Genomic DNA, 19241 nt, shown 5'->3' on the forward strand with positions numbered 1-19241 from the left:
AAGATGAAAAAAATATTTATACCCATAACTTTAGTGGCTGTAGCGCTACTTTCTAGTAATTGTTCCAATGATTTTATAGAAGTCGCTCCCACAGAAAACATTGCCGAAGCCGATTTATTAACAATCTATAATAATAATGAAGGAGCAAAAAGTTTTGTAACGGCTATTTATAGCAACGCTTTAAGCTTTAGTGCGAGTTCATTTTCATGGAACGGATTAACCAGTATGACTTCAGATGATGCTGATAAAGGATCAGATCCAGGAGATTCAGGAACCGATAAAGACAAGTGTGATGCATTGACCTTAGATGCTACTTCATTATCTGTTCAAGAAGTTTTTGAAACTAATTATCAAGGGATAAGTAAGGCTAATATTGCCCTAAACTATCTTCCGAGATTAGACAAAGCGGATGCCGCTGTTGTGGCTCGATTAACAGGTGAAGCTAAATTTCTTCGTGCTCTAATGTATTTTAATTTGGTAAGATGTTATGGTGGTGTACCAATTGTGGATCACGTTCCAGTACCATCATCAGCCGAAGATACCGATATGACATTAATTCGCAAATCGAAAGATGAAGTTTATAAATTCATCGAAACAGATTTATTAGCAGCTATTGCTGCACTTCCTGAAAAATCAGGCTACGCAATTTCTGATTTGGGAAGAGCAACAAAAGGTGCTGCTCATGCTTTATTAGCTAAGGTATATCTGTACCAAGGAAATTGGCAAGGTGTCAAAGACCAAAGTACTGCTGTAACCGGATATAATTTAGTTACTGATTATGCCTCTATTTGGAGAGAAGTTGGTGAAGATAGTGTAGAATCTATTTTTGAAATCCGTGGTTACGGAGGGAATCCATCGCAAGGGATTGAAGGGTATATGGTTTCTCAAGGAGCCAGAGGAACAAGCGGTTGGGGCTGGGGTTTCAATACTCCTTCTGCAAGTTTAGCTAATTCTTATGAAGCTGGCGATGTAAGAAGAGACGCTACAATTATTTTTGCAGGCGAAACTATGTGGGACGGCAGAGTGGTTTCTCCGCTTGTTGCTAATCCGAGATATAATGAAAAAGCGTATGTAAGCAATACCAAAGAAACATTCAATGGTGATTGGGAAACTACAAAAAACATTCGTGTATTGCGTTATGCAGAAGTATTGTTAATGCAAGCTGAAGCGGCAAACGAAAGCGGTACTGGTGATGTTACAGGACCTTTAAACAGAGTCAGAAACAGAGCAGGTTTAGCCAATACAACCGCTACAGGACAAGTGGCTTTGAGAGTAGCTATCAGAGCAGAAAGAAGACATGAATTGGCTTTTGAGCATGACAGATGGTTTGATATCGTTAGAACAGGTCAAGCGAAATCAGTTATGGCGGCTGATGGAAAAACTTTTGTAGAAGGTAAACATGAATTGTTTCCTATTCCTCAAAAATTCATCACGCAAGCTAATGGAAAAGCAACACAAAATCCAGGATATTAATTAAAAAAATCCAGCACCTTTTCTCTTTCCTGATCTATTTCAGGAAGGAGTCAGAGGTAAGGACAAACACATAAAAAATCTAAAAATGATTAAATTTTCAGCTTTATTTATGCTCTTTACGTTTCTTGGTTGTGATTCTTCCTCACAAAGTACTGACAACGGTCCCGTAGTTACGCCGCCAGTTACCGTTCCTCCAGTTGTAAAATTAACAGATGACGAATTGTTAGATGTAGTTCAAAAACAAACTTTCGCTTATTTTTGGGATTATGCGGAGTCAAATTCAGGTATGGCCAGAGAACGTTATATTCCGCAGGATCCTTCATTTGATCAAAATATTGTTACCACAGGTGGTTCTGGTTTTGGACTTATGGCGATTGTTTCAGGAATGTCACGTGGTTATATTTCAAAATCACAAGGAGCAGACCGTTTGAACAAGATAGCTAATTTTTTGAACACTGCCGAGCGTTTTCACGGTGCATGGCCACATTGGATTAATGGTACCACAGGTCGAGTAATTCCTTTTGGAACTAAAGATAATGGTGGTGATTTAGTAGAAACGTCTTTTTTAGTAGCCGGAATGATAACCGTTCGCGAATACTTTAAAAACGGAACAACTGAAGAAAAAGCAGTCGCCCAAAAATTCGATGCGTTATGGAAGGGAGTGGACTGGCAATGGTACACTAATAATCAAAATAAGTTGTTCTGGCATTGGTCTCCTAATTATAATTGGGAAATGAATTTTCCATTGGAAGGCTACAATGAATGTTTGATTACGTATGTCATGGCAGCAGCTTCGCCAACACATGCAATTGCTCCAGCAGCGTATCACGAAGGTTGGGCAAGAAGTGGCGGCATCGTTTCAGCTAAAACGAAATACAATCTTCCTTTGATTTTAAAACACAATGGTGCCGAAGAATTTGGAGGACCTTTATTTTGGGCTCATTATTCTTATTTAGGTTTAGATCCAAATCAATTGACGGATAAATATGCCAATTATTGGGAGTTGAATTCCAATCATACTAAAATCAATTATTTATATGCTGTGGCTAATCCAAAAAGTTTCAAAGGATATGGCGCTAATTATTGGGGATTGACAGCTTCGTATTCTCGTAATGGCGATGGTTCTATTGGCTATGATGCGCACATGCCAAGCAATGACAAAGGTGTTATTTCACCAACGGCTGCTATAAGCTCGATAGTGTATACTCCGCTGGAATCTAAAGCATTCATCCGTAATTTGTATGAAAATTATAAAACAGAAACTTGGGGAGTGGCAGGATTTTATGACGCACACAGTCAGCATTATCAATGGACAGCGCAACGTTATTTGGCGATAGACCAAGGACCAGAAATGGTTATGTTGGAGAATTATCGTACGGGTTTATTGTGGCAGTTGTTCATGAATGCTCCGGAGGTAAAACAAGGTTTGATTAATCTTGGTTTTCATTCTGGTAAATATGGATTTTAAGCAAATTCATCCAAAGAAATACTAATAATTATTTGTAATTAATAAAATATAAAACATGAAAAATAGTATAAAAATATTTTGTCTGACTACTGTGTTTTCGATGCAGTTATTGACAAGTTGCTCGGATAATGTAGACAGTAATGAGCCATTAGAATATCCTCCAATAGGTTCTTACAATACATCTGATGATGTAAATGCAGAAAATTTAGTTGCAAAATGGAGTTTCGATAATAGCATTGCCGATACAAAAGGTGGACTGACAGGAACCGGAAAAAATGTAGCTTACACTGAAGGTATTAAAGGACAGGCTTTCCAAGGTTCTAAAGCGCAGGAGCGTTACGCAGTTTATAATAATGCAACAGCTGTAGGTGCGTTAAGTAGTTTCAGTTTCAGTTTTTGGATGAAATCCGGACAAACTGTTCCAGATGGTGGTGCCCCGGGACAAGGAAAAGGGATTCAGGGAATATTTTCTTTAGTAAACCCAGCGGGTTTTTGGGGAGGATTAAACTTGTTTCTTGAAAATCCTGATAATGCAAGACCTAATACCCTTCGTTTGAAAATGGGAATTGAAAATAAAAGAGTGGCATGGGGCGGACAAGGTCCAATTTTTAATATTGATGGAGCAATTGATACTTGGATTCAAGTGGTTTTAACCTACGATGCTGTAACTTCGAGATACACTGTTTATAAAAACGGAGAAAAAGGAACAAGCAGTATTTACGGAACACCTTATGGTCCTTTTACTGATGTAACTGGTTCTTGTGTTCTCTATGGCGATAATCCTGGTGGTCCTGACGGAAGCAATGGAAATCCTAACAACGCTCCATTGTACGGTGCATTGGTTTTTGCAACGCCAAATTTATCACAAGTAGTGATTGGTTCTAATCAATTTAGTACTTCACCATCGTTAACAACTACACACGGAGACGAAGGTTGGGCTACTGATTATGCCGGATTGCTGGACGAAATGAGAATTTATAAATCAGCTTTAAACGCAAGTGAAGTAGTAGCGCTTTATAAATTGGAAAAAACAAACAGATAGTAATTTTACATTAAAAACAGATTGCTCGATCTTAAAAGCAATCTGTTTTTTTAATTCTTTTCTAATGAATAAAAAGCTTCTTTTTCTTTTCCTGATGGTAACCCAATTTTCGTTATCACAAAGTGATGTAATTGGTACCCTAAAAACCGAAATCGTACAAAAACTTGAATTAGCGTACGCTTTACACATTCCTAAAAATACAAAAGATAAAAAGTCGCTCATTGTTTTTCTTCATGGTTCTGGTGAAAAAGGAACCGATATCGAAAAAGTAAAAGCACATGGACCCTTCAAGTATTTGAAAAATCACGAATTAGATGCTTATGTTTTGGCACCGCAATGTCCTGAAAATGAATATTGGAATGAGGAAGTATTGTATCGTTTGATTCTTAAAATCCAGAAAGAAAATAACATCGACAGCAACAGAATTTATCTCACAGGTCTTAGTATGGGAGCTTGGGGCGCTTGGAATTTGGTTCTTGCACATCCTGAAACCTTTGCCGCTTTGGTGCCTATTGCAGGATATGTAGATCGAATTCCTATGATTGAAAACTGTAAAATAAAAGATATTCCTACACGAATTTTTCATGGTTTGCTGGATGATGTCGTGAATGTGGAGTATTCGATTGCGATGTATAAAAAATTAAAAACCTGTAATACTAATGTGACGCTGACAATTTTTGATGATGCCAATCACGACAGTTGGTCGCGAGTATATGACAACCAAGAAATTTATGATTGGATGTTCAAACAAATAAAAAACAGACAAAATGAAAATTAAATTGATCATACTACTTTTTGGAATTTCTCTTTTTGGCTACAGCCAAAAAAAGACATCTAAAAAGGAGGTTAAAATTAAACCGAAAACAGAATTCGTAGCCGAGTTACTTTCGAAAATGACTCTGGAAGAGAAAATTGGGCAATTGAATTTACCAACTTCAGGTGATATTACTACCGGTGCGGCCAGTAGTTCTAATGTGGCTAAAAATATCGAAGACGGAAAAGTAGGTGGTTTATTCAACATCAAATCAGTTCAAAAAATAAAAGAAGTACAGAAAATTGCAGTTGAAAAAAGCCGATTGAAAATTCCGTTGCTTTTTGGGATGGACGTTATTCACGGCTACGAAACGACTTTTCCTATTCCGCTTGGATTGTCCGCTACTTGGGACATGAAGTTAATTGAAAGAAGTGCCCAAATTGCTGCAAAAGAAGCGAGTGCCGATGGGATCAACTGGACGTTTTCGCCGATGGTGGACATTTCTCGTGATCCACGTTGGGGAAGAGTTTCTGAAGGTTCTGGTGAAGATCCGTTTTTGGGAAGCGAAATTGCAAAAGCAATGGTGAATGGGTATCAACAAAATGATTTGTCAAAAAACAACACCATCTTATCGTGTGTCAAACATTTTGCTTTGTACGGCGCGCCAGAAGCTGGACGTGATTACAATACGGTTGATATGAGCCGAATTAAAATGTACAACGATTATTTTCCTCCATACAAAGCTGCTATCGATGCTGGAGTGGGTTCAGTAATGGCTTCATTCAATGAAATTGATGGAATTCCTGCTACTGGAAATAAGTGGTTAATGACAGATGTATTGCGCAAGCAGTGGGGATTTGATGGTTTTGTCGTAACTGATTTTACTGGAATTCCGGAAATGATTGAACACGGAATGGGCGATTTGCAAACTGTATCTGCATTGGCTTTGAATGCCGGAATTGAAATGGACATGGTGGGCGAAGGTTTCCTGACGACTTTAAAAAAATCATTGGAGGAAGGAAAAGTAACGATCGAACAAATCGATACTGCAACGCGTCTTATTTTGAATGCGAAATATGATTTGGGATTGTTCCATGATCCGTACAAATATTGTGATGAAAATAGAGCGAAAACAGAAATTTTCACAAAAAACCACAGAGCCGAAGCACGAGCTATTTCATCACAGTCTTTGGTTTTATTGAAAAATAGCAATCAGTTGCTTCCTTTGAAAAAATCAGGTACGATTGCTTTAATCGGACCATTGGCTGATGCCAAAGAAAATATGGCAGGAACTTGGAGTGTGGCTACTAATATGGATAAATCCATTTCATTAGTGGCAGGAATCAAAGAAGTGGCAGGGAAGGATACTAAAGTGCTTTACGCCAAAGGGAGTAATCTGGATTATGATGCAGCTTTGGAAGAAAAAGCAACCATGTTTGGGAAAACGTTACACCGTGATAGCAGAACTTCCGAAGAATTATTAGCAGAAGCCTTGAAAATTGCGAATCAATCCGACGTGATTGTAGCCGCTTTGGGTGAATCAGCAGAAATGTCTGGAGAAAGCAGCAGCAGAACGAACTTAGAGATTCCACAAGCGCAAAAAGACCTATTACAAGCCTTATTGAAAACAGGAAAACCGGTTGTGTTAGTTTTATTTACAGGCCGTCCATTGGTTTTGGTGCAGGAAAATGAAACAGTTCCAGCTATTTTGAATACTTGGTTTGCAGGAAGTGAAGCCGGAAGTGCTATTGCTGATGTTTTGTTTGGAAATGAAAACCCTTCTGGAAAATTAACGGCTACTTTTCCAAGAAGTGTTGGTCAAGTCCCTATTTATTACAATCATAAAAACACGGGAAGACCGTTAGGCAATAAAGAAGGAAAATTCGAAAAATTCAGATCAAATTATATCGACGAAAGAAACGAACCTTTATATCCGTTTGGTTTTGGATTGAGTTATACGACTTTTGGATATTCAAACTTGAAAATTTCATCGGATAAAATGAACTTCAATGAGAAAGTAAAAGTGACAGTTGATGTAACCAATACTGGGAATTATGAAGGTAAAGAAGTAGTTCAGTTGTACATAAGAGATTTAATAGGTTCCGTTACAAGACCGCTAAAAGAGTTGAAAGGTTTCCAGAAAATTGCCCTTAAAAAGGGAGAAAAACAAACGGTTACTTTTGAAATTTCTGTTGAAGAATTAAAATTTTATAATTCAGAGCTGCAGTTTATCGCTGAGCCTGGTAGTTTTGATGTATTTGTAGGTACGAATTCCAGTACTGATAACAAGGTTAGTTTTAAGTTGATTAAATAAATTTGGTTTGTTTATTTAAGATCAGCCCTTTGGTATTTATACCGGAGGGTTTTTTTTGTAACAAAAAAAATGGATTTGTTAAAACGGATACTTTGATACAACTCTATTTTATTTACTTTTATCAATTCAAAAAAATCAATCAAAATGAAATATTTATTTTCTCTTTGCCTGCTCTTTATATTGAGTTTTGCACAGGCACAAAACGCCGCATCGCCATCGGGTAAAATTGCCTTAAATTTCAAATTAGGGACAAATGGTCAACCTTATTATTCCGTAAATTACAAAAACAAAGCGGTCGTTTTAGAAAGTGCTTTAGGTATAAGATTAAAGGAAAAACCAGCTTTAGACGCAAATTTTGAAATATTGACTTCAAAAACTTCAAGCTTCAAGGAATCTTGGAAACCAGTTTTAGGAGAACAATCCAGTATTAAAAATCACTATAATGAACTTAATATTTCGCTTATCAACAAGGAAACGAAGGTGAAAATGAATATCATTTTTAGAGTTTTTGATGAAGGAGTGGCTTTTAGATACGATTTTCCTAAACAAGCGGAGTTGAATTATTTCATCATTTCGGATGAGGTTACCCAATTCAATTTAACCGAAAACAATAAAGTATTCTGGATTCCAGGAGATTTCGACAGCAATGAATACGAATACAACGAAACTAAGTTTTCTGATATTGATAATTCCAAAATCAATATGAATAACGGAATTGGAGTAAAATCTATTCCAGGAAAATATATGGTTCAAACGCCGTTAATGATGAAAGCGCCTTCAGGTTTGTATCTCAATATTTTTGAAGCTGCTGTTGTTAATTATCCGGTGATGCATTTGAATGCAGATGTGACAAATTATAAATTAAAAGCTGAATTAGTTCCTAATGCTATTGGCGACAAAGCCTATTTGCAAACGCCATGTGTGTCGCCTTGGAGAACGATTATGATTAGTGATGATGCCCGGGATATTGTAAGTTCTAAGATGATTTTGAACCTAAATGAACCTTCAAAATTAGAAGATACTTCTTGGATCAAGCCTATGAAATATGTCGGGATATGGTGGGAAATGCACGTAGGGAAATCTACTTGGGATTATGCCGGTTCTCAAAATGCCACTAATTTTGCAGATGCGCCAAAAGCGTCAGGAAAGCACGGTGCTACTACCGAAAATACGAAACGATACATTGATTTTGCTGCAAAAAACGGTTTTGACGGGGTTCTTGTCGAAGGTTGGAATGTAGGTTGGGAAGATTGGAATGGAAACTGGAAAGAGGAAGTTTTTGATTTTACTACGCCGTATCCGGATTTCGATATTGCAGCTCTTTCGGCTTATGCCAAAGAAAAAAATGTCAAAATGATCATGCATCATGAAACATCGGGTTCTGTCAGTAATTACGAAAGACACTTGGATCGTGCTTTTGATTTGATGAAAAAATACGAGTATCCAGCAGTAAAATCGGGTTATGTGGGTAAAATTATTCCGCGTGGCGAGTTTCATGATGGACAATCCATGGTGAATCATTTCAATTTTGTGGTAAAACGCGCTGCGGATTATAAGATCATGATTAACTCGCATGAATCGTCAAGACCAACCGGTTACGGAAGAACGTATCCTAATTATATCGCTGCTGAAGCGGCTCGTGGTAATGAATTCAATGCTTGGAGCGTTGGGAATCCACCAATGCATGAAACCATTTTGCCTTTTACCAGACAATTGGGCGGACCTATGGATTATACACCAGGAATATTTGAAATTAAAATGAGTTATTATGATAAAAATAAAACAGAGCAGGTTCATACTACTTTAGCCAAGCAACTCGCTTTGTACGTAACGATGTATTCCCCGTTGCAAATGGCGGCCGATTTATTAGAGAATTACGAGAAATATCCGGATGCTTTTCAGTTTATCAAAGATGTAGAAACAGATTGGGATGAAAGCAAATATTTAGAATCTGAACCCGGTGATTATGTTACAGTTGCCCGAAAAACTAAAGGAAAAGAAACTTGGTTTTTGGGAGCAATCACAGATGAGAATGCCAGGACATCAGAAATAAGATTAGACTTCCTGACCAAAGGAAAAAAATACAAAGCCATCATTTATGAAGATGCTAAAAATGCTGATTGGAAGAACAATCCAATTGCATATCAAATCAAGACTATTCTGGTGACCAGCAAATCAAAAATCAAATTAAATTTGGCTCCGGGTGGAGGAACAGCAATCAGTTTCGAACCGATCCAATAATTGTTAAATCCTGCATGAGCTTTCAAACTTGCAGGATTTTTTTTGAATCTAACATAAATTATTCGTAAAGAATTACGAAATTGCGACAGCAACCAGAACCAAAATTATAAAGAAGAATACAAAAAAAGACCTCAATTTATTATGAAAAAATCAATTGTTTTAGCAGCACTTTTATTTGGTGGAATCACCGTATTTGCGCAAACTAAAGACGAACAAACGTTAAAAGATATTTATAAATCTTCCCTGACTAATGCCAAATGTTATCCTTGGCTGGGACATTTATCTAACACCATCGGATCCAGATTATCAGGTTCCACAGGAGCTGAAAAAGCCGTTTTGTATGCCAAAGCACAATTAGAAACACTGGGTTTAGACAAAGTGTACCTTCAGGAAGTAATGGTGCCAAAATGGGTTCGGGGCGAAAAAGAAATCGCGTATTTACAAGTGGGGAAACAAAAGATCACTTTCCCAATATGTGCGCTAGGCGGTTCTGTAGCAACACCAAAAGCTGGATTGAATGCCAATGTGATAGAAGTAAAAAGTTTAGAAGAATTAGCCGCTCTTGGCGAAGCAAAAGTAAAAGGAAAAATTATTTTCTTTAATAGACCCATGAATCCTGAGTTTGTAGAAACATTTAAGGCTTACAGTGGTTGCGTGGACCAGAGATCATCAGGTGCGAGAGAGGCAGGGAAATTAGGTGCTTTGGCAGTGATTGTTCGTTCAATGAACTTAAGATTAGATGATTTCCCGCATACAGGTGCAACTAATTATGGAGATATTGTCAAAGAACAACGCATTCCAGCAACTGCTATTAGTACGAACGGAGCTGAACTTTTAAGCAAAAGTTTGAAAGCCAATCAAAATGCAACTTTTTATTTGAAACAATCTTGTGAAACATTTGCTGATGTTTTGTCCTACAATGTAGTCGGTGAAATAACGGGTTCTGAACATCCTGAAAGAATAATGGTTGTTGGTGGTCACCTTGATTCTTGGGATCTTGGAGATGGTTCTCATGACGATGGCGCAGGATGTGTCCAAAGTATGGAAGTGTTGAATATCTTCAAAAATATTGGATACAAGCCTAAAAACACGTTACGTGTGGTATTGTTTATGAACGAAGAAAACGGCGTTCGAGGTGGGAAAGAATATGAAACACAGTCCAATAAAAAGAATGAAAATCACATTTTTGCTTTAGAAAGTGATTCGGGTGGGTTTTCACCAAGAGGATTTTCAATTGAAGCTGATGAAGCTAATTTCAATAAAATCAGTAGTTGGGCTACGTTATTCGAACCCTATTTAATCCATAAATTGGTAAAAGGGCATTCTGGTGTTGATATTGGTCCATTGCAATCCAATCACATTGTAAAGGTAGGATTACAACCGGATTCTCAGCGTTATTTTGATTATCATCACGCTGCCAATGATACTTTTGATGCTGTCAATAAAAGAGAGTTAGAATTAGGAGCGGCAGCAATGGCTTCTTTAGTTTATTTAATGGATCAAAACGGTATTGCAAAATAGAAACATACTTATTCTTGAAGGTGCTACATTCTCAATATTTGAAAGAAATAATGAATGTAGTACCTTCATTTATTTTACTCTCCACGGCAATTCTTCCGCCTAAACTGGTGATGTGATTGTAGACCAAATAGAGACCAATACCATTGCTGTCAATGTTACTGTGGAATTTTTGATACAATCCAAAAATCTTATCTTTTACTTTATCCATATCAAAACCGAGTCCTTCATCCGAAAATACTAATTGGTTTACTCCATTGACTTTTCTGGATTCGATGGTAATAAGTGGTACTTGATGTGGTTTTGCGTATTTAATGGAATTAGTAAGTAAATTCAAAAATATACTTTTGATGTATGCTTTGTTAAAAGTAATATTCTCAAAAGCTGAAAAGTCAATATTAATAACTGCTTTTGAATCGCGGACTAAAGAATTTATGGAAGTAAGCACTTTATTAAGGGATTCATTTAAATTTATTTCTTCAATTTGAGTATTAATACTCTGGTTTTCTACTAATTGATCAATGGAATCATTTAAAGTTTGTTTTAAATTTTCACTAGTTAATTTAAGAATTTCTACTAACTCCAATGTCTCTGGATCATTGATTTTTGAAACATCAATGAGACTAAAAACCGAAAGCATATTATTGATAGGTGACTTTAAATCATGGGATGTTTTGTGTGATAAAACGGTAAGTTCCTTATTGATTTTTGTAAGATTTGCAAGAAGTAAATTACGCTCTTCTTCAATTCTTTTTTTATGTGTAATGTTTTTGGCAATTGCATACACTAATTTCTCCGACTCAACAGGCATTGATGTCCATGATAACCAGACAATTTCTCCACTTTTAGTTAGATAGCGGTTTTCAAAATTCAAAAGTGGTTTGTTTTTATAAACTTGTTCTCTGGTTTCTATTGTAATTTGGAGGTCTGCTGTATAAACAAAACTGCTGATTGGTCGAGAATATAATTCCTCTTCCGTAAAACCTAATAATTTTGAAACAGCCGGATTTATTCTTCTAAAATAGCCATCAAATCCTGCTATACATATAAAATCAGCTGAGATATTGAAAAAATTATCAAAGTGATAGTCTGTTTTTAAAGTAGATGAGGTGGTGTTATTTTTGGTCATTTATAATTTTATGGAATTACATTTATTAAAATTACTCAACTTGAAACAAGCAAATCCGATGATAAATTTAACTATTTAAAATTTTAAAAAAAAGAAAAAAAATCAATTAATCAAACAGTTGTTAATTTTATATATTTTTGTTTTTTTTTAAATTAAATTCATAAAAAAAGCCATCATATATGACAGCTTATTTAATTTTTGATAATGGATGAATTAAATTCTAAAAATTCCTCCCACAGCAATGATTCTCTGAAAAAAGAAAAAATCTTGAGAAGCACTATCCGCTGAGCTTTTTGTAGTTCGTATATCTTGCATGTTGATATAACCGCCTTTTAGTTCTCCTTGTAAATAAAAGTGCTTGAAAAAAGTAAGATTCAATCCTGCTTTCAAAGAAGTACCATAGCCTGAAACATGAAAATCATCATGACGATCTTTTCCTAACAAGGTTGTATTTGTTTTTGGATACAATAAACCAAAACCTACGCCTTCCGTTAAATTGACTTGAATTTTATCAGTATTACCAATTTTGAAAATAGACGAAATATCATCATGTCTGGATACTTCAGAATTGATATAATTTAAACCATCAGTGTGCTCGTACTTTAGAAATTCTTCTGTCAATAACACTTGATTGTTAGGCAATATTTCATCATACGAACCTGGGTTTTGATAATACCCATCAATAGTAACGGCCTGATCTTGCGTCATGACATATTTCATGTGATCTACTCCTATAGCCACGCTATAATGATCACTTATGAAATAGCCCATTCTAAAATTAGTTTGGGGAATCGTCATTCTTGAAGGATTAATATAATCCACATGCCAACCTTTTGGTTTGTCATGCGCTTCCACATTTTCTAATGAAAAACTATAATCTTTACCTCTAAAAGTGATTTCTGATTTGGAGTAGGTGTCTCTGTTTCCTCCCCATGAAATAAAAAATTTCCCTTTGTTATGAGTTGTATATTTAGTTTGGATTTCTGTAACTTCTTGTGCAATTGTGTTATTAGTAAATAAAATAATAAGGAATGCGTAATAAAATAGATATTTCAATGAATTTGGGGCCTAAATTTAAAATGTATTAATTGTTTTTCTGATGGCAACTAGCTTCGTCATTAAGGATTCAAAATAATCTAAATGCAACATGTTTGCACCATCGCTTTTTGCATTGGCAGGATCAAAATGGGTTTCAATAAAAATTCCGTCTACGCCTACAGCGATACCAGCTTTGGCAATAGTTTCAATCATATCAGGTCTTCCGCCAGTTACGCCAGCTGTTTGGTTGGGTTGTTGTAGTGAGTGTGTAACGTCAAGAACAGTAGTAGCATATTGTTGCATCGTAGGAATTCCTCTAAAATCAACAATCATGTCTTGGTAGCCAAACATGGTTCCTCTATCCGTAACCATCACGTTTTCATTGTGACAATCCAATACTTTTTGAACCGCGTGTTTCATACTTTCCGGACTCATGAATTGTCCTTTTTTCAAATTGACCACTTTTCCGGTATTGGCAGCAGCCATTACTAAATCTGTTTGACGCACTAAAAAAGCGGGAATTTGCAGCACATCAACATATTGAGCAGCCATATCAGCATCTTCATTTGTATGAATATCGGTAACGGTAGGAACTTTAAACGTTTCCGAGACTTTTCTGAGGATTTTCAGTGCTTTCTCGTCTCCAATTCCTGAAAAACTGTCAATTCTAGAACGGTTTGCTTTCTTGAAAGAACCTTTAAAAACGAAAGGAATTTGTAATGTATCAGTAATACCAACTAGTTTTTCGGCAATTCGCATCGCCATTTCTTCTCCTTCAATAGCACAAGGACCCGCTAGAAGAAAGAAATTGCCACTCTCAGTATATTTGATTTGTGGAATATGTTGTAGGTTCATAGTATGATTTTTTAAAGGTGCAAAGGTAGTTATGATTTACGATTTACGATTTACGATTTCCAAATAATTTGGGGCATTAACTTTTTTTTAGGAGCTGTTTCCTGCTGTTCGCTTCAATCTCCCTGAAAAACGGGAGGATTTACACTTCCATCAGGGCTAGGGAATTGGTAAGCATAGATATTATGGGATTTTAAAGTGGTTATTTTTTCAATGTAAGTCCCACTGGAATCATCAAAATTCCTTTTTCATAGATGTTTAAGTAAAGCAGAATTGGTTTTTTTTGCCCAGCCCACTTTATTGCAAATACCTCTAAAAATCCAGCGCCAAGTTCACTTCTTTTTGTTGGAAACGGACAACAGCTTTCTAATTTGTTAAACGTGATTTTTTCACCATTAGGTCCTGCTAATGCATTCAAAAATCGTTGTTGATTTACGGTTTCATTTTTAGTGTTATTAAAGAAAATATTGATGGGATAATCTTTATCGTAACCATATTTTTTGTCTTTGCTGTATGCAGTAATCACAAAAGTGTTGTCTTTATTTAGCACTAGGTTTGGGGCATTATCATCCGTATTTTTCAAAGTAGATTGCGTACTGGAGCAAGAAGCTAAACTAATAAGTAAAGCAATAAGAAGGATTGATTTGTTCATATTTTAAAATAAAATTATTGTGTAAATTCGCTTAAGTCTTGAAATAACAGCATTGTGTTTAGTAAATATTTTTAAACATATAAGACAAATAAGTTTTTTAATTTGAATAAAATCGAGTAAAGTTTGTAGTTCATTTAAGAAAAGTCTCTTTACCTGATAAAGAATATTTTTAACTTATATTTACTTTTTAACCCTAATTTTACAAATAATCTTTTTTAGCTTACATGACTCATATGTTTAAAATTTAATGCTTTTAATTTTAGGACATGGTAGTAAAATTTAAATAGCAATTATAATACCATGCAATTTAAATATACAAATATAAACAGAACTTTAGACCTTAGTGCGTGTTCCCTTAATAATTTAGATTCCCACTTTTTTAGCGAAAGTAGCATTTCTTCCAAAATCTCGTAAAATGCTTCTTATCTTTGTACAAAAAAACAATATGGATATTATTTTTCAAACATGGTCCTGGTACGTTTCCGGTTTTTTAATCGGCTTGATTATGTTAGCTCTTATTTATTTTGGAAAGTCTTTCGGGATGTCTTCTAATTTACGCTCGCTTTGTTCTATGGCTGGTTTAGGAAAACGAGTAGCCTTTTTTGATTTCGATTGGAAAGCACAAAGATGGAATTTAGTTGTGGTTCTTGGTGCGATGTTAGGTGGTTTTGTTGCCGTTCATTTTATGAGTGATGCTTCAAATGTAAACATTAATCCTGACACAATTGAGCAATTAGCGACGCTGGGAATAGATGCTCCAAACGGAAAATTAGTGCCAGATGCCCTTTTTGGAATGTCCATTCTAGAATCTCCAAAAAGTATTTTCATACTGCTTATTGGTGGTGTCCTGATTGGTTTTGGCTCTCGTTATGCTGGTGGTTGTACTTCTGGGCATGCTATTTCAGGATTAAGTAATTTGCAAATTCCTTCTTTGAAAGCCGTTATTGGATTTTTTATAGGTGGTTTGATTATGGCTCATTTTTTATTGCCTTTAATTCTAAACTAGCAAAGTAATCATCATTTAAAATTTTAAATACAAAGTATGAAAAATATATTAAAATATCTTTTGGTTGGATTTGTTTTCGGAATTGTATTGACCAAATCAGAAGCGGTTTCTTGGTATCGAATTTATGAAATGTTTCAATTTCAGTCTTTTCACATGTACGGAATTATTTCGGTTGCGATCTTGACAGGAATAATTGGAATCCAAATCATAAAACGAAATAACATAAAAGACATTAAAGGAGAATCCATTGAAATCCCTGACAAAGAAAAAGGATCAGCACGGTATGTGATTGGAGGATTATTTTTTGGATTGGGTTGGGCTCTAGTGGGTTCCTGTCCAGGGCCTATATTCATTTTGCTTGGTGCTGGTTTTTGGACGGTATTAATTGTGCTTTTTGGAGCACTTGTAGGAACCTATCTCTATGGATTACTAAAGAGTAAATTGCCTCATTAATTAAAATAAATCTATCGATGAAGTAGTGTTTTCAATGGAAAACACTACTTTTTTTGGTTTAATTTTAAAATGCCAACAACAATCAAGTACTGCGCACTGAGGTAAGTTGTCATAATTAAAAAGGAACTGTATTGCAATGGAGTATAAAATTTATCCAATGCCAAAATACTATCCGATGTTACAAAAACAATAGCTCCAATTAGAATATAGATGTTAGCTGGTTTTTGCCAGTTCAAAAAGCCTTTCAAGGCAAATAATAGCATAATTGAAATTGTCAGTGCATAAATAATAACTGGAATTTTTAAGTCTCCTAAAGTAGGTAATAAAAGCAACAGCAGCACAATTAAATAAAAGGCTATAGCAGTAACTCCAACCCAATAAATGGTTTTACTTTTCTTTAAATATATTTTTAATTGTTTGCTAAAAAGCACGATGTAGAAAATATGCGAAAGTAGAAAAGCAATTAATCCTGCGATAAAATAAAACTGTCCTCGATCCGCAAACATTAAGATCATATCACCTATCCAAGACAGTGTCAATGCGGTTAATAGAATTTTTTTGGTAACGAATCTTTCATGTGCATAAACTGCCAGAATTAAAAACGACAATAAAAATGGTTTTAAAAACCATGCAATATCTTCTCTTCCCAATAGAATTAGCAAAAGATAAACCAGACTAAAACCAATAAAACTTTTTACTATTATATTGCTTTTCATAAGGTGATTTTAGGATTGAAGTACCATTAATGTTTGTTTTTCAAAATTACTTTTTATAAAATAGAGCGTTACTACTAGAGATAAAAGAAGGTAAGCCGCAATAATGTAACTAGCAAAAGGAAAAAGTTGGTTCATTCCGAACCAATCTCCAAAATAGAAAATTAATCCAATACCAACCACAAAACGGATACTTTCCCATACTATAGAAATTTTGCGCGTATCCATTAATTCCGTGTAACTATAAACGGTCAAAAAAATAAAAGCACCGTAAATAAATACATTTGGTAAGCCTATTAATGCAATGGAGTTGTACAGATAGCTAATTAATAATAAAGTAACAATTGCCTGAAAAATGGACCAATACATCAGTTTTTTAGAATGTTGAGTTCCATATTTTTCAAAGTTATATACATTGGTGATTTTAGTTACTGGATATTTTTCTTCAAAATTTTCTGGACGCCAACCTGTAGGTTTGAACCAAATTGTAAACTTATCTTTCCAGTTTTCGGCGCGCCAAGCATCTGTAATTAGCAATGACAAATGTTGGAAATTAATGCGGATTGGATTCCATGTTCTAGCAGGTCTTGTGATTCCAAAAACGGGCGGAACCGCTGCTAATTCTACTTGAAAAGTGCCAAACAATTTGTCCCAAATTATAAATATTTGGGAATGATTTTTATCCATATATTCGGGATTTATGGCGTGATGAACCCTGTGATGGGAGGGAGAAACCAGTATGTGTTCCAGAAAACCAATTTTCTTAATGTGCTTGGTATGGTACCAGAATTGAAGGAATAAATGAATAGGAAGTGTTATTGCAATCACTTTGGAGGGAACTCCTAATAGGGCTGCCGGAATCAATAAAAAGGTAAACAGATTTACAAAACTGGAAATGGGCTGGCGAAGGGCACAAGCCAAATTGAATTCCTCACTGCTGTGATGAATAGCGTGTTTGTTCCATAAAAAATTAATTTGATGTGACAGTCGATGACTCCAATAGCCATAAAAATCAATGGCAATGAATCCAATAACATAAGTTAAAACAGTTGCATCTAAATCAAATAAAGCTATTTTAGAGGCAATCCAATCGTAAGAAACTAGCGTGATACTGAGTCCCAATACATCTTTTAAGGAATTAACCATTCCAGAGCTTACGCTCGAAACGGAGTCCATATTTGGGGATGTATCTTCTCCTTTGTAATGCCCATATATTTTTTCAAGGATAATTAAAATTAAAAAAATGGGCATTACAAAAACTAAAATTTTACCATATTCTTCCATAAAAACTATTTTTAATATTCAAATATAGAATAAAAGAAAATGTTTTTAAATGAAGCACAGTGTTTTATTTCTCTCTGGGAAGTTTCTACTATTTTTTAAATGATCTCTGCATTTAAACCTGCTTCCAATAATTGGGTGCATTGTGGTTTCAATTTTTCGTAAGAACCTGTTTTTACGGTACACTTTCCGTTATAATGCACAATCAAGGAGCATTGTTCTGCTTGTTCAGGCGTGTGATCACAAACGCGAATTAAAGTTTCAATAACATGGTCAAAAGTATTTACATCATCGTTGTAAACTACAATTTCATGGTCTAATTGTATTGCTTCTTTGACACTTACTCTTTCTCTTACTTTTTCTTTAGTACTCATTTTTGTAGGTTGTTGTACTTTCGTAATTAATAAAAAAACATCACTACTAATTTACATATTTTAAAGATACCCAATTGTTTCTTTCTAGTTTTTTAACATAAGTTAATCCTTTCTCCGTGCAAGAAGCGTCTATGAATGGAATATCCTCTTGGTAGAAACCGCTTAAAAGCAATGTTCCATCTGGATTTAAGCTGTCAACATAACTTTGCATATCGTTCAACAAAATGTTTCTGTTGATGTTGGCAATAATCAAATCGTATTTTTTGCCTGCCAATAAAGCAGCTTCTCCTTCATAAACGGTAATGTGTTTGCAGTTATTGCGTTCTGCATTTTCGATAGAGTTTAGGTAACACCAGTTGTCAATATCAATTGCATCAATAGGTTGTGCTCCTTTCATCTCAGCAAGGATTGCTAAAATTGCAGTTCCACAGCCCATGTCGAGCGTTTTTTGTCCGGTAACATCCATTTCTAATAAATGTTGAATCATCATATGCGTTGTTTCATGGTGACCCGTTCCAAAACTCATTTTTGGCTCAATTACAATATCAAATTCGGCATTGGTTTTTGGGTGAAAAGGCGCTCGGACATGGCAATTTCCATCGACATCTATAGCATCAAAATTCTTTTCCCATTCTTCATTCCAATTGACTTGTGCTATCTCTTCAAAAGTATACGTGATTGTAAACTCTTCCGACTGTAAAATATGAATGTCTTCTAAAATAGTTTCGTCCCATAAATCCTTTTGAACAAAAGCTGAAATTCCCGTTTGCGTTTCGGTAAAACTCTCAAACGCCTTTTCTCCTAACTCGGCGATTAATATTTCAGAACCTAATTGTTTCGCTTGTTCGCTATCGCTTTGGCCTTTTGATTCAATAGTAAAATGATATCCAATGTATATGTTTGACATGCTTCTTTTTTTTGCAAAGGTAACAA

At 35.3% G+C, this 19241-nt stretch carries 17 protein-coding genes; 9 read left to right on the forward strand and 8 right to left on the reverse strand.

Features of this window, described 5'->3' with window-relative positions; translation table 11 throughout:
• The first annotated feature begins 3 nt into the window (after window positions 1-3).
• From BLS90_RS12305 to BLS90_RS12335, 7 genes are all read left to right on the forward strand, one after another.
• On the forward strand, window positions 4-1473 hold the full coding sequence (locus BLS90_RS12305; RefSeq protein ID WP_091258143.1) for a RagB/SusD family nutrient uptake outer membrane protein: 1470 nt from the start codon (window positions 4-6) through the stop codon (window positions 1471-1473).
• 85 nt (window positions 1474-1558) lie between these two features.
• Window positions 1559-2941: a glucoamylase family protein gene (locus BLS90_RS12310; protein ID WP_091258145.1), complete on the forward strand. Its 1383-nt coding sequence runs from the start codon at window positions 1559-1561 to the stop codon at window positions 2939-2941.
• 55 nt (window positions 2942-2996) lie between these two features.
• Window positions 2997-3983: a LamG domain-containing protein gene (locus BLS90_RS12315; RefSeq protein WP_139171420.1), complete on the forward strand. Its 987-nt coding sequence runs from the start codon at window positions 2997-2999 to the stop codon at window positions 3981-3983.
• 64 nt (window positions 3984-4047) lie between these two features.
• A complete protein-coding gene (locus BLS90_RS12320; RefSeq protein WP_091258148.1) occupies window positions 4048-4761 on the forward strand; it encodes a carboxylesterase family protein in 714 nt (237 codons plus the stop codon).
• A complete protein-coding gene (gene bglX / locus BLS90_RS12325) occupies window positions 4751-7051 on the forward strand; it encodes a beta-glucosidase BglX (protein WP_091258150.1) in 2301 nt (766 codons plus the stop codon). The genes BLS90_RS12320 and bglX overlap by 11 nt, the downstream gene beginning before the upstream one ends.
• A gap of 144 nt (window positions 7052-7195) precedes the next feature.
• Window positions 7196-9292 carry a glycoside hydrolase family 97 protein gene (locus BLS90_RS12330; RefSeq protein WP_091258152.1) on the forward strand — a complete coding sequence of 699 codons (2097 nt, stop codon included), beginning with the start codon at window positions 7196-7198 and terminating at the stop codon, window positions 9290-9292.
• Window positions 9293-9433: 141 nt separating this feature from the next.
• Entirely contained in the window at window positions 9434-10813 is a 1380-nt protein-coding gene (locus BLS90_RS12335) for a M28 family peptidase (protein ID WP_091258154.1), read from the forward strand.
• 31 nt (window positions 10814-10844) lie between these two features.
• Here the strand turns inward: BLS90_RS12335 and BLS90_RS12340 are convergent, their stop codons facing one another.
• The 4 genes from BLS90_RS12340 to BLS90_RS12355 form a co-directional block, all read right to left on the reverse strand.
• Entirely contained in the window at window positions 10845-11939 is a 1095-nt protein-coding gene (locus tag BLS90_RS12340) for a PAS domain-containing sensor histidine kinase (protein WP_091258155.1), read from the reverse strand.
• Between the two features lie 213 nt (window positions 11940-12152).
• Window positions 12153-12995, reverse strand: coding sequence for a hypothetical protein (locus tag BLS90_RS12345; protein ID WP_091258157.1), 843 nt, complete (start codon window positions 12993-12995; stop codon window positions 12153-12155).
• A gap of 18 nt (window positions 12996-13013) precedes the next feature.
• On the reverse strand, window positions 13014-13832 hold the full coding sequence (gene kdsA, locus BLS90_RS12350; RefSeq protein WP_091258158.1) for a 3-deoxy-8-phosphooctulonate synthase: 819 nt from the start codon (window positions 13830-13832) through the stop codon (window positions 13014-13016).
• Between the two features lie 199 nt (window positions 13833-14031).
• A complete protein-coding gene (locus BLS90_RS12355) occupies window positions 14032-14481 on the reverse strand; it encodes a 2-dehydro-3-deoxyphosphooctonate aldolase (protein WP_091258160.1) in 450 nt (149 codons plus the stop codon).
• A 445-nt stretch (window positions 14482-14926) separates the two neighbouring features.
• Between BLS90_RS12355 and BLS90_RS12360 the strand changes: the two genes are divergently transcribed.
• Both BLS90_RS12360 and BLS90_RS12365 read left to right on the forward strand, forming a co-directional pair.
• Entirely contained in the window at window positions 14927-15487 is a 561-nt protein-coding gene (locus BLS90_RS12360) for a YeeE/YedE family protein (RefSeq protein WP_091258259.1), read from the forward strand.
• 36 nt (window positions 15488-15523) lie between these two features.
• Window positions 15524-15940: a DUF6691 family protein gene (locus tag BLS90_RS12365; protein ID WP_091258162.1), complete on the forward strand. Its 417-nt coding sequence runs from the start codon at window positions 15524-15526 to the stop codon at window positions 15938-15940.
• 44 nt (window positions 15941-15984) lie between these two features.
• Here the strand turns inward: BLS90_RS12365 and BLS90_RS12370 are convergent, their stop codons facing one another.
• The 4 genes from BLS90_RS12370 to prmA form a co-directional block, all read right to left on the reverse strand.
• The gene (locus BLS90_RS12370) at window positions 15985-16656 is read right to left on the reverse strand and encodes a lysoplasmalogenase (protein ID WP_091258164.1); all 672 of its coding nucleotides are present in this window, start codon (window positions 16654-16656) and stop codon (window positions 15985-15987) included.
• 9 nt (window positions 16657-16665) lie between these two features.
• Window positions 16666-17937, reverse strand: coding sequence for a sterol desaturase family protein (locus tag BLS90_RS12375; protein WP_091258167.1), 1272 nt, complete (start codon window positions 17935-17937; stop codon window positions 16666-16668).
• Between the two features lie 95 nt (window positions 17938-18032).
• The gene (locus BLS90_RS12380; protein WP_066077086.1) at window positions 18033-18308 is read right to left on the reverse strand and encodes an ATP-dependent Clp protease adaptor ClpS; all 276 of its coding nucleotides are present in this window, start codon (window positions 18306-18308) and stop codon (window positions 18033-18035) included.
• A 46-nt stretch (window positions 18309-18354) separates the two neighbouring features.
• The gene (prmA, locus tag BLS90_RS12385) at window positions 18355-19215 is read right to left on the reverse strand and encodes a 50S ribosomal protein L11 methyltransferase (protein ID WP_091258169.1); all 861 of its coding nucleotides are present in this window, start codon (window positions 19213-19215) and stop codon (window positions 18355-18357) included.
• Window positions 19216-19241: the final 26 nt, after the last annotated feature.

Source organism: Flavobacterium omnivorum (assembly GCF_900099915.1).
In the GTDB taxonomy this organism is placed as follows: Bacteria; Bacteroidota; Bacteroidia; order Flavobacteriales; family Flavobacteriaceae; genus Flavobacterium; species Flavobacterium omnivorum.

Excerpts from the sequence above, each read along its gene's own strand:
- BLS90_RS12305 (WP_091258143.1), top strand. The coding sequence starts at position 4 with ATGAAAAAAATATTTATACCCATAACTTTAGTGGCTGTAGCGCTACTT.
- BLS90_RS12310 (WP_091258145.1), top strand. The coding sequence starts at position 1,559 with ATGATTAAATTTTCAGCTTTATTTATGCTCTTTACGTTTCTTGGTTGT.
- BLS90_RS12315 (WP_139171420.1), top strand. The coding sequence starts at position 2,997 with ATGAAAAATAGTATAAAAATATTTTGTCTGACTACTGTGTTTTCGATG.
- BLS90_RS12320 (WP_091258148.1), top strand. The coding sequence starts at position 4,048 with ATGAATAAAAAGCTTCTTTTTCTTTTCCTGATGGTAACCCAATTTTCG.
- bglX (WP_091258150.1), top strand. The coding sequence starts at position 4,751 with ATGAAAATTAAATTGATCATACTACTTTTTGGAATTTCTCTTTTTGGC.
- BLS90_RS12330 (WP_091258152.1), top strand. The coding sequence starts at position 7,196 with ATGAAATATTTATTTTCTCTTTGCCTGCTCTTTATATTGAGTTTTGCA.
- BLS90_RS12335 (WP_091258154.1), top strand. The coding sequence starts at position 9,434 with ATGAAAAAATCAATTGTTTTAGCAGCACTTTTATTTGGTGGAATCACC.
- BLS90_RS12340 (WP_091258155.1), bottom strand. The coding sequence starts at position 11,939 with ATGACCAAAAATAACACCACCTCATCTACTTTAAAAACAGACTATCAC.
- kdsA (WP_091258158.1), bottom strand. The coding sequence starts at position 13,832 with ATGAACCTACAACATATTCCACAAATCAAATATACTGAGAGTGGCAAT.
- BLS90_RS12355 (WP_091258160.1), bottom strand. The coding sequence starts at position 14,481 with ATGAACAAATCAATCCTTCTTATTGCTTTACTTATTAGTTTAGCTTCT.
- BLS90_RS12360 (WP_091258259.1), top strand. The coding sequence starts at position 14,927 with ATGGATATTATTTTTCAAACATGGTCCTGGTACGTTTCCGGTTTTTTA.
- BLS90_RS12365 (WP_091258162.1), top strand. The coding sequence starts at position 15,524 with ATGAAAAATATATTAAAATATCTTTTGGTTGGATTTGTTTTCGGAATT.
- BLS90_RS12370 (WP_091258164.1), bottom strand. The coding sequence starts at position 16,656 with ATGAAAAGCAATATAATAGTAAAAAGTTTTATTGGTTTTAGTCTGGTT.
- BLS90_RS12375 (WP_091258167.1), bottom strand. The coding sequence starts at position 17,937 with ATGGAAGAATATGGTAAAATTTTAGTTTTTGTAATGCCCATTTTTTTA.
- BLS90_RS12380 (WP_066077086.1), bottom strand. The coding sequence starts at position 18,308 with ATGAGTACTAAAGAAAAAGTAAGAGAAAGAGTAAGTGTCAAAGAAGCA.
- prmA (WP_091258169.1), bottom strand. The coding sequence starts at position 19,215 with ATGTCAAACATATACATTGGATATCATTTTACTATTGAATCAAAAGGC.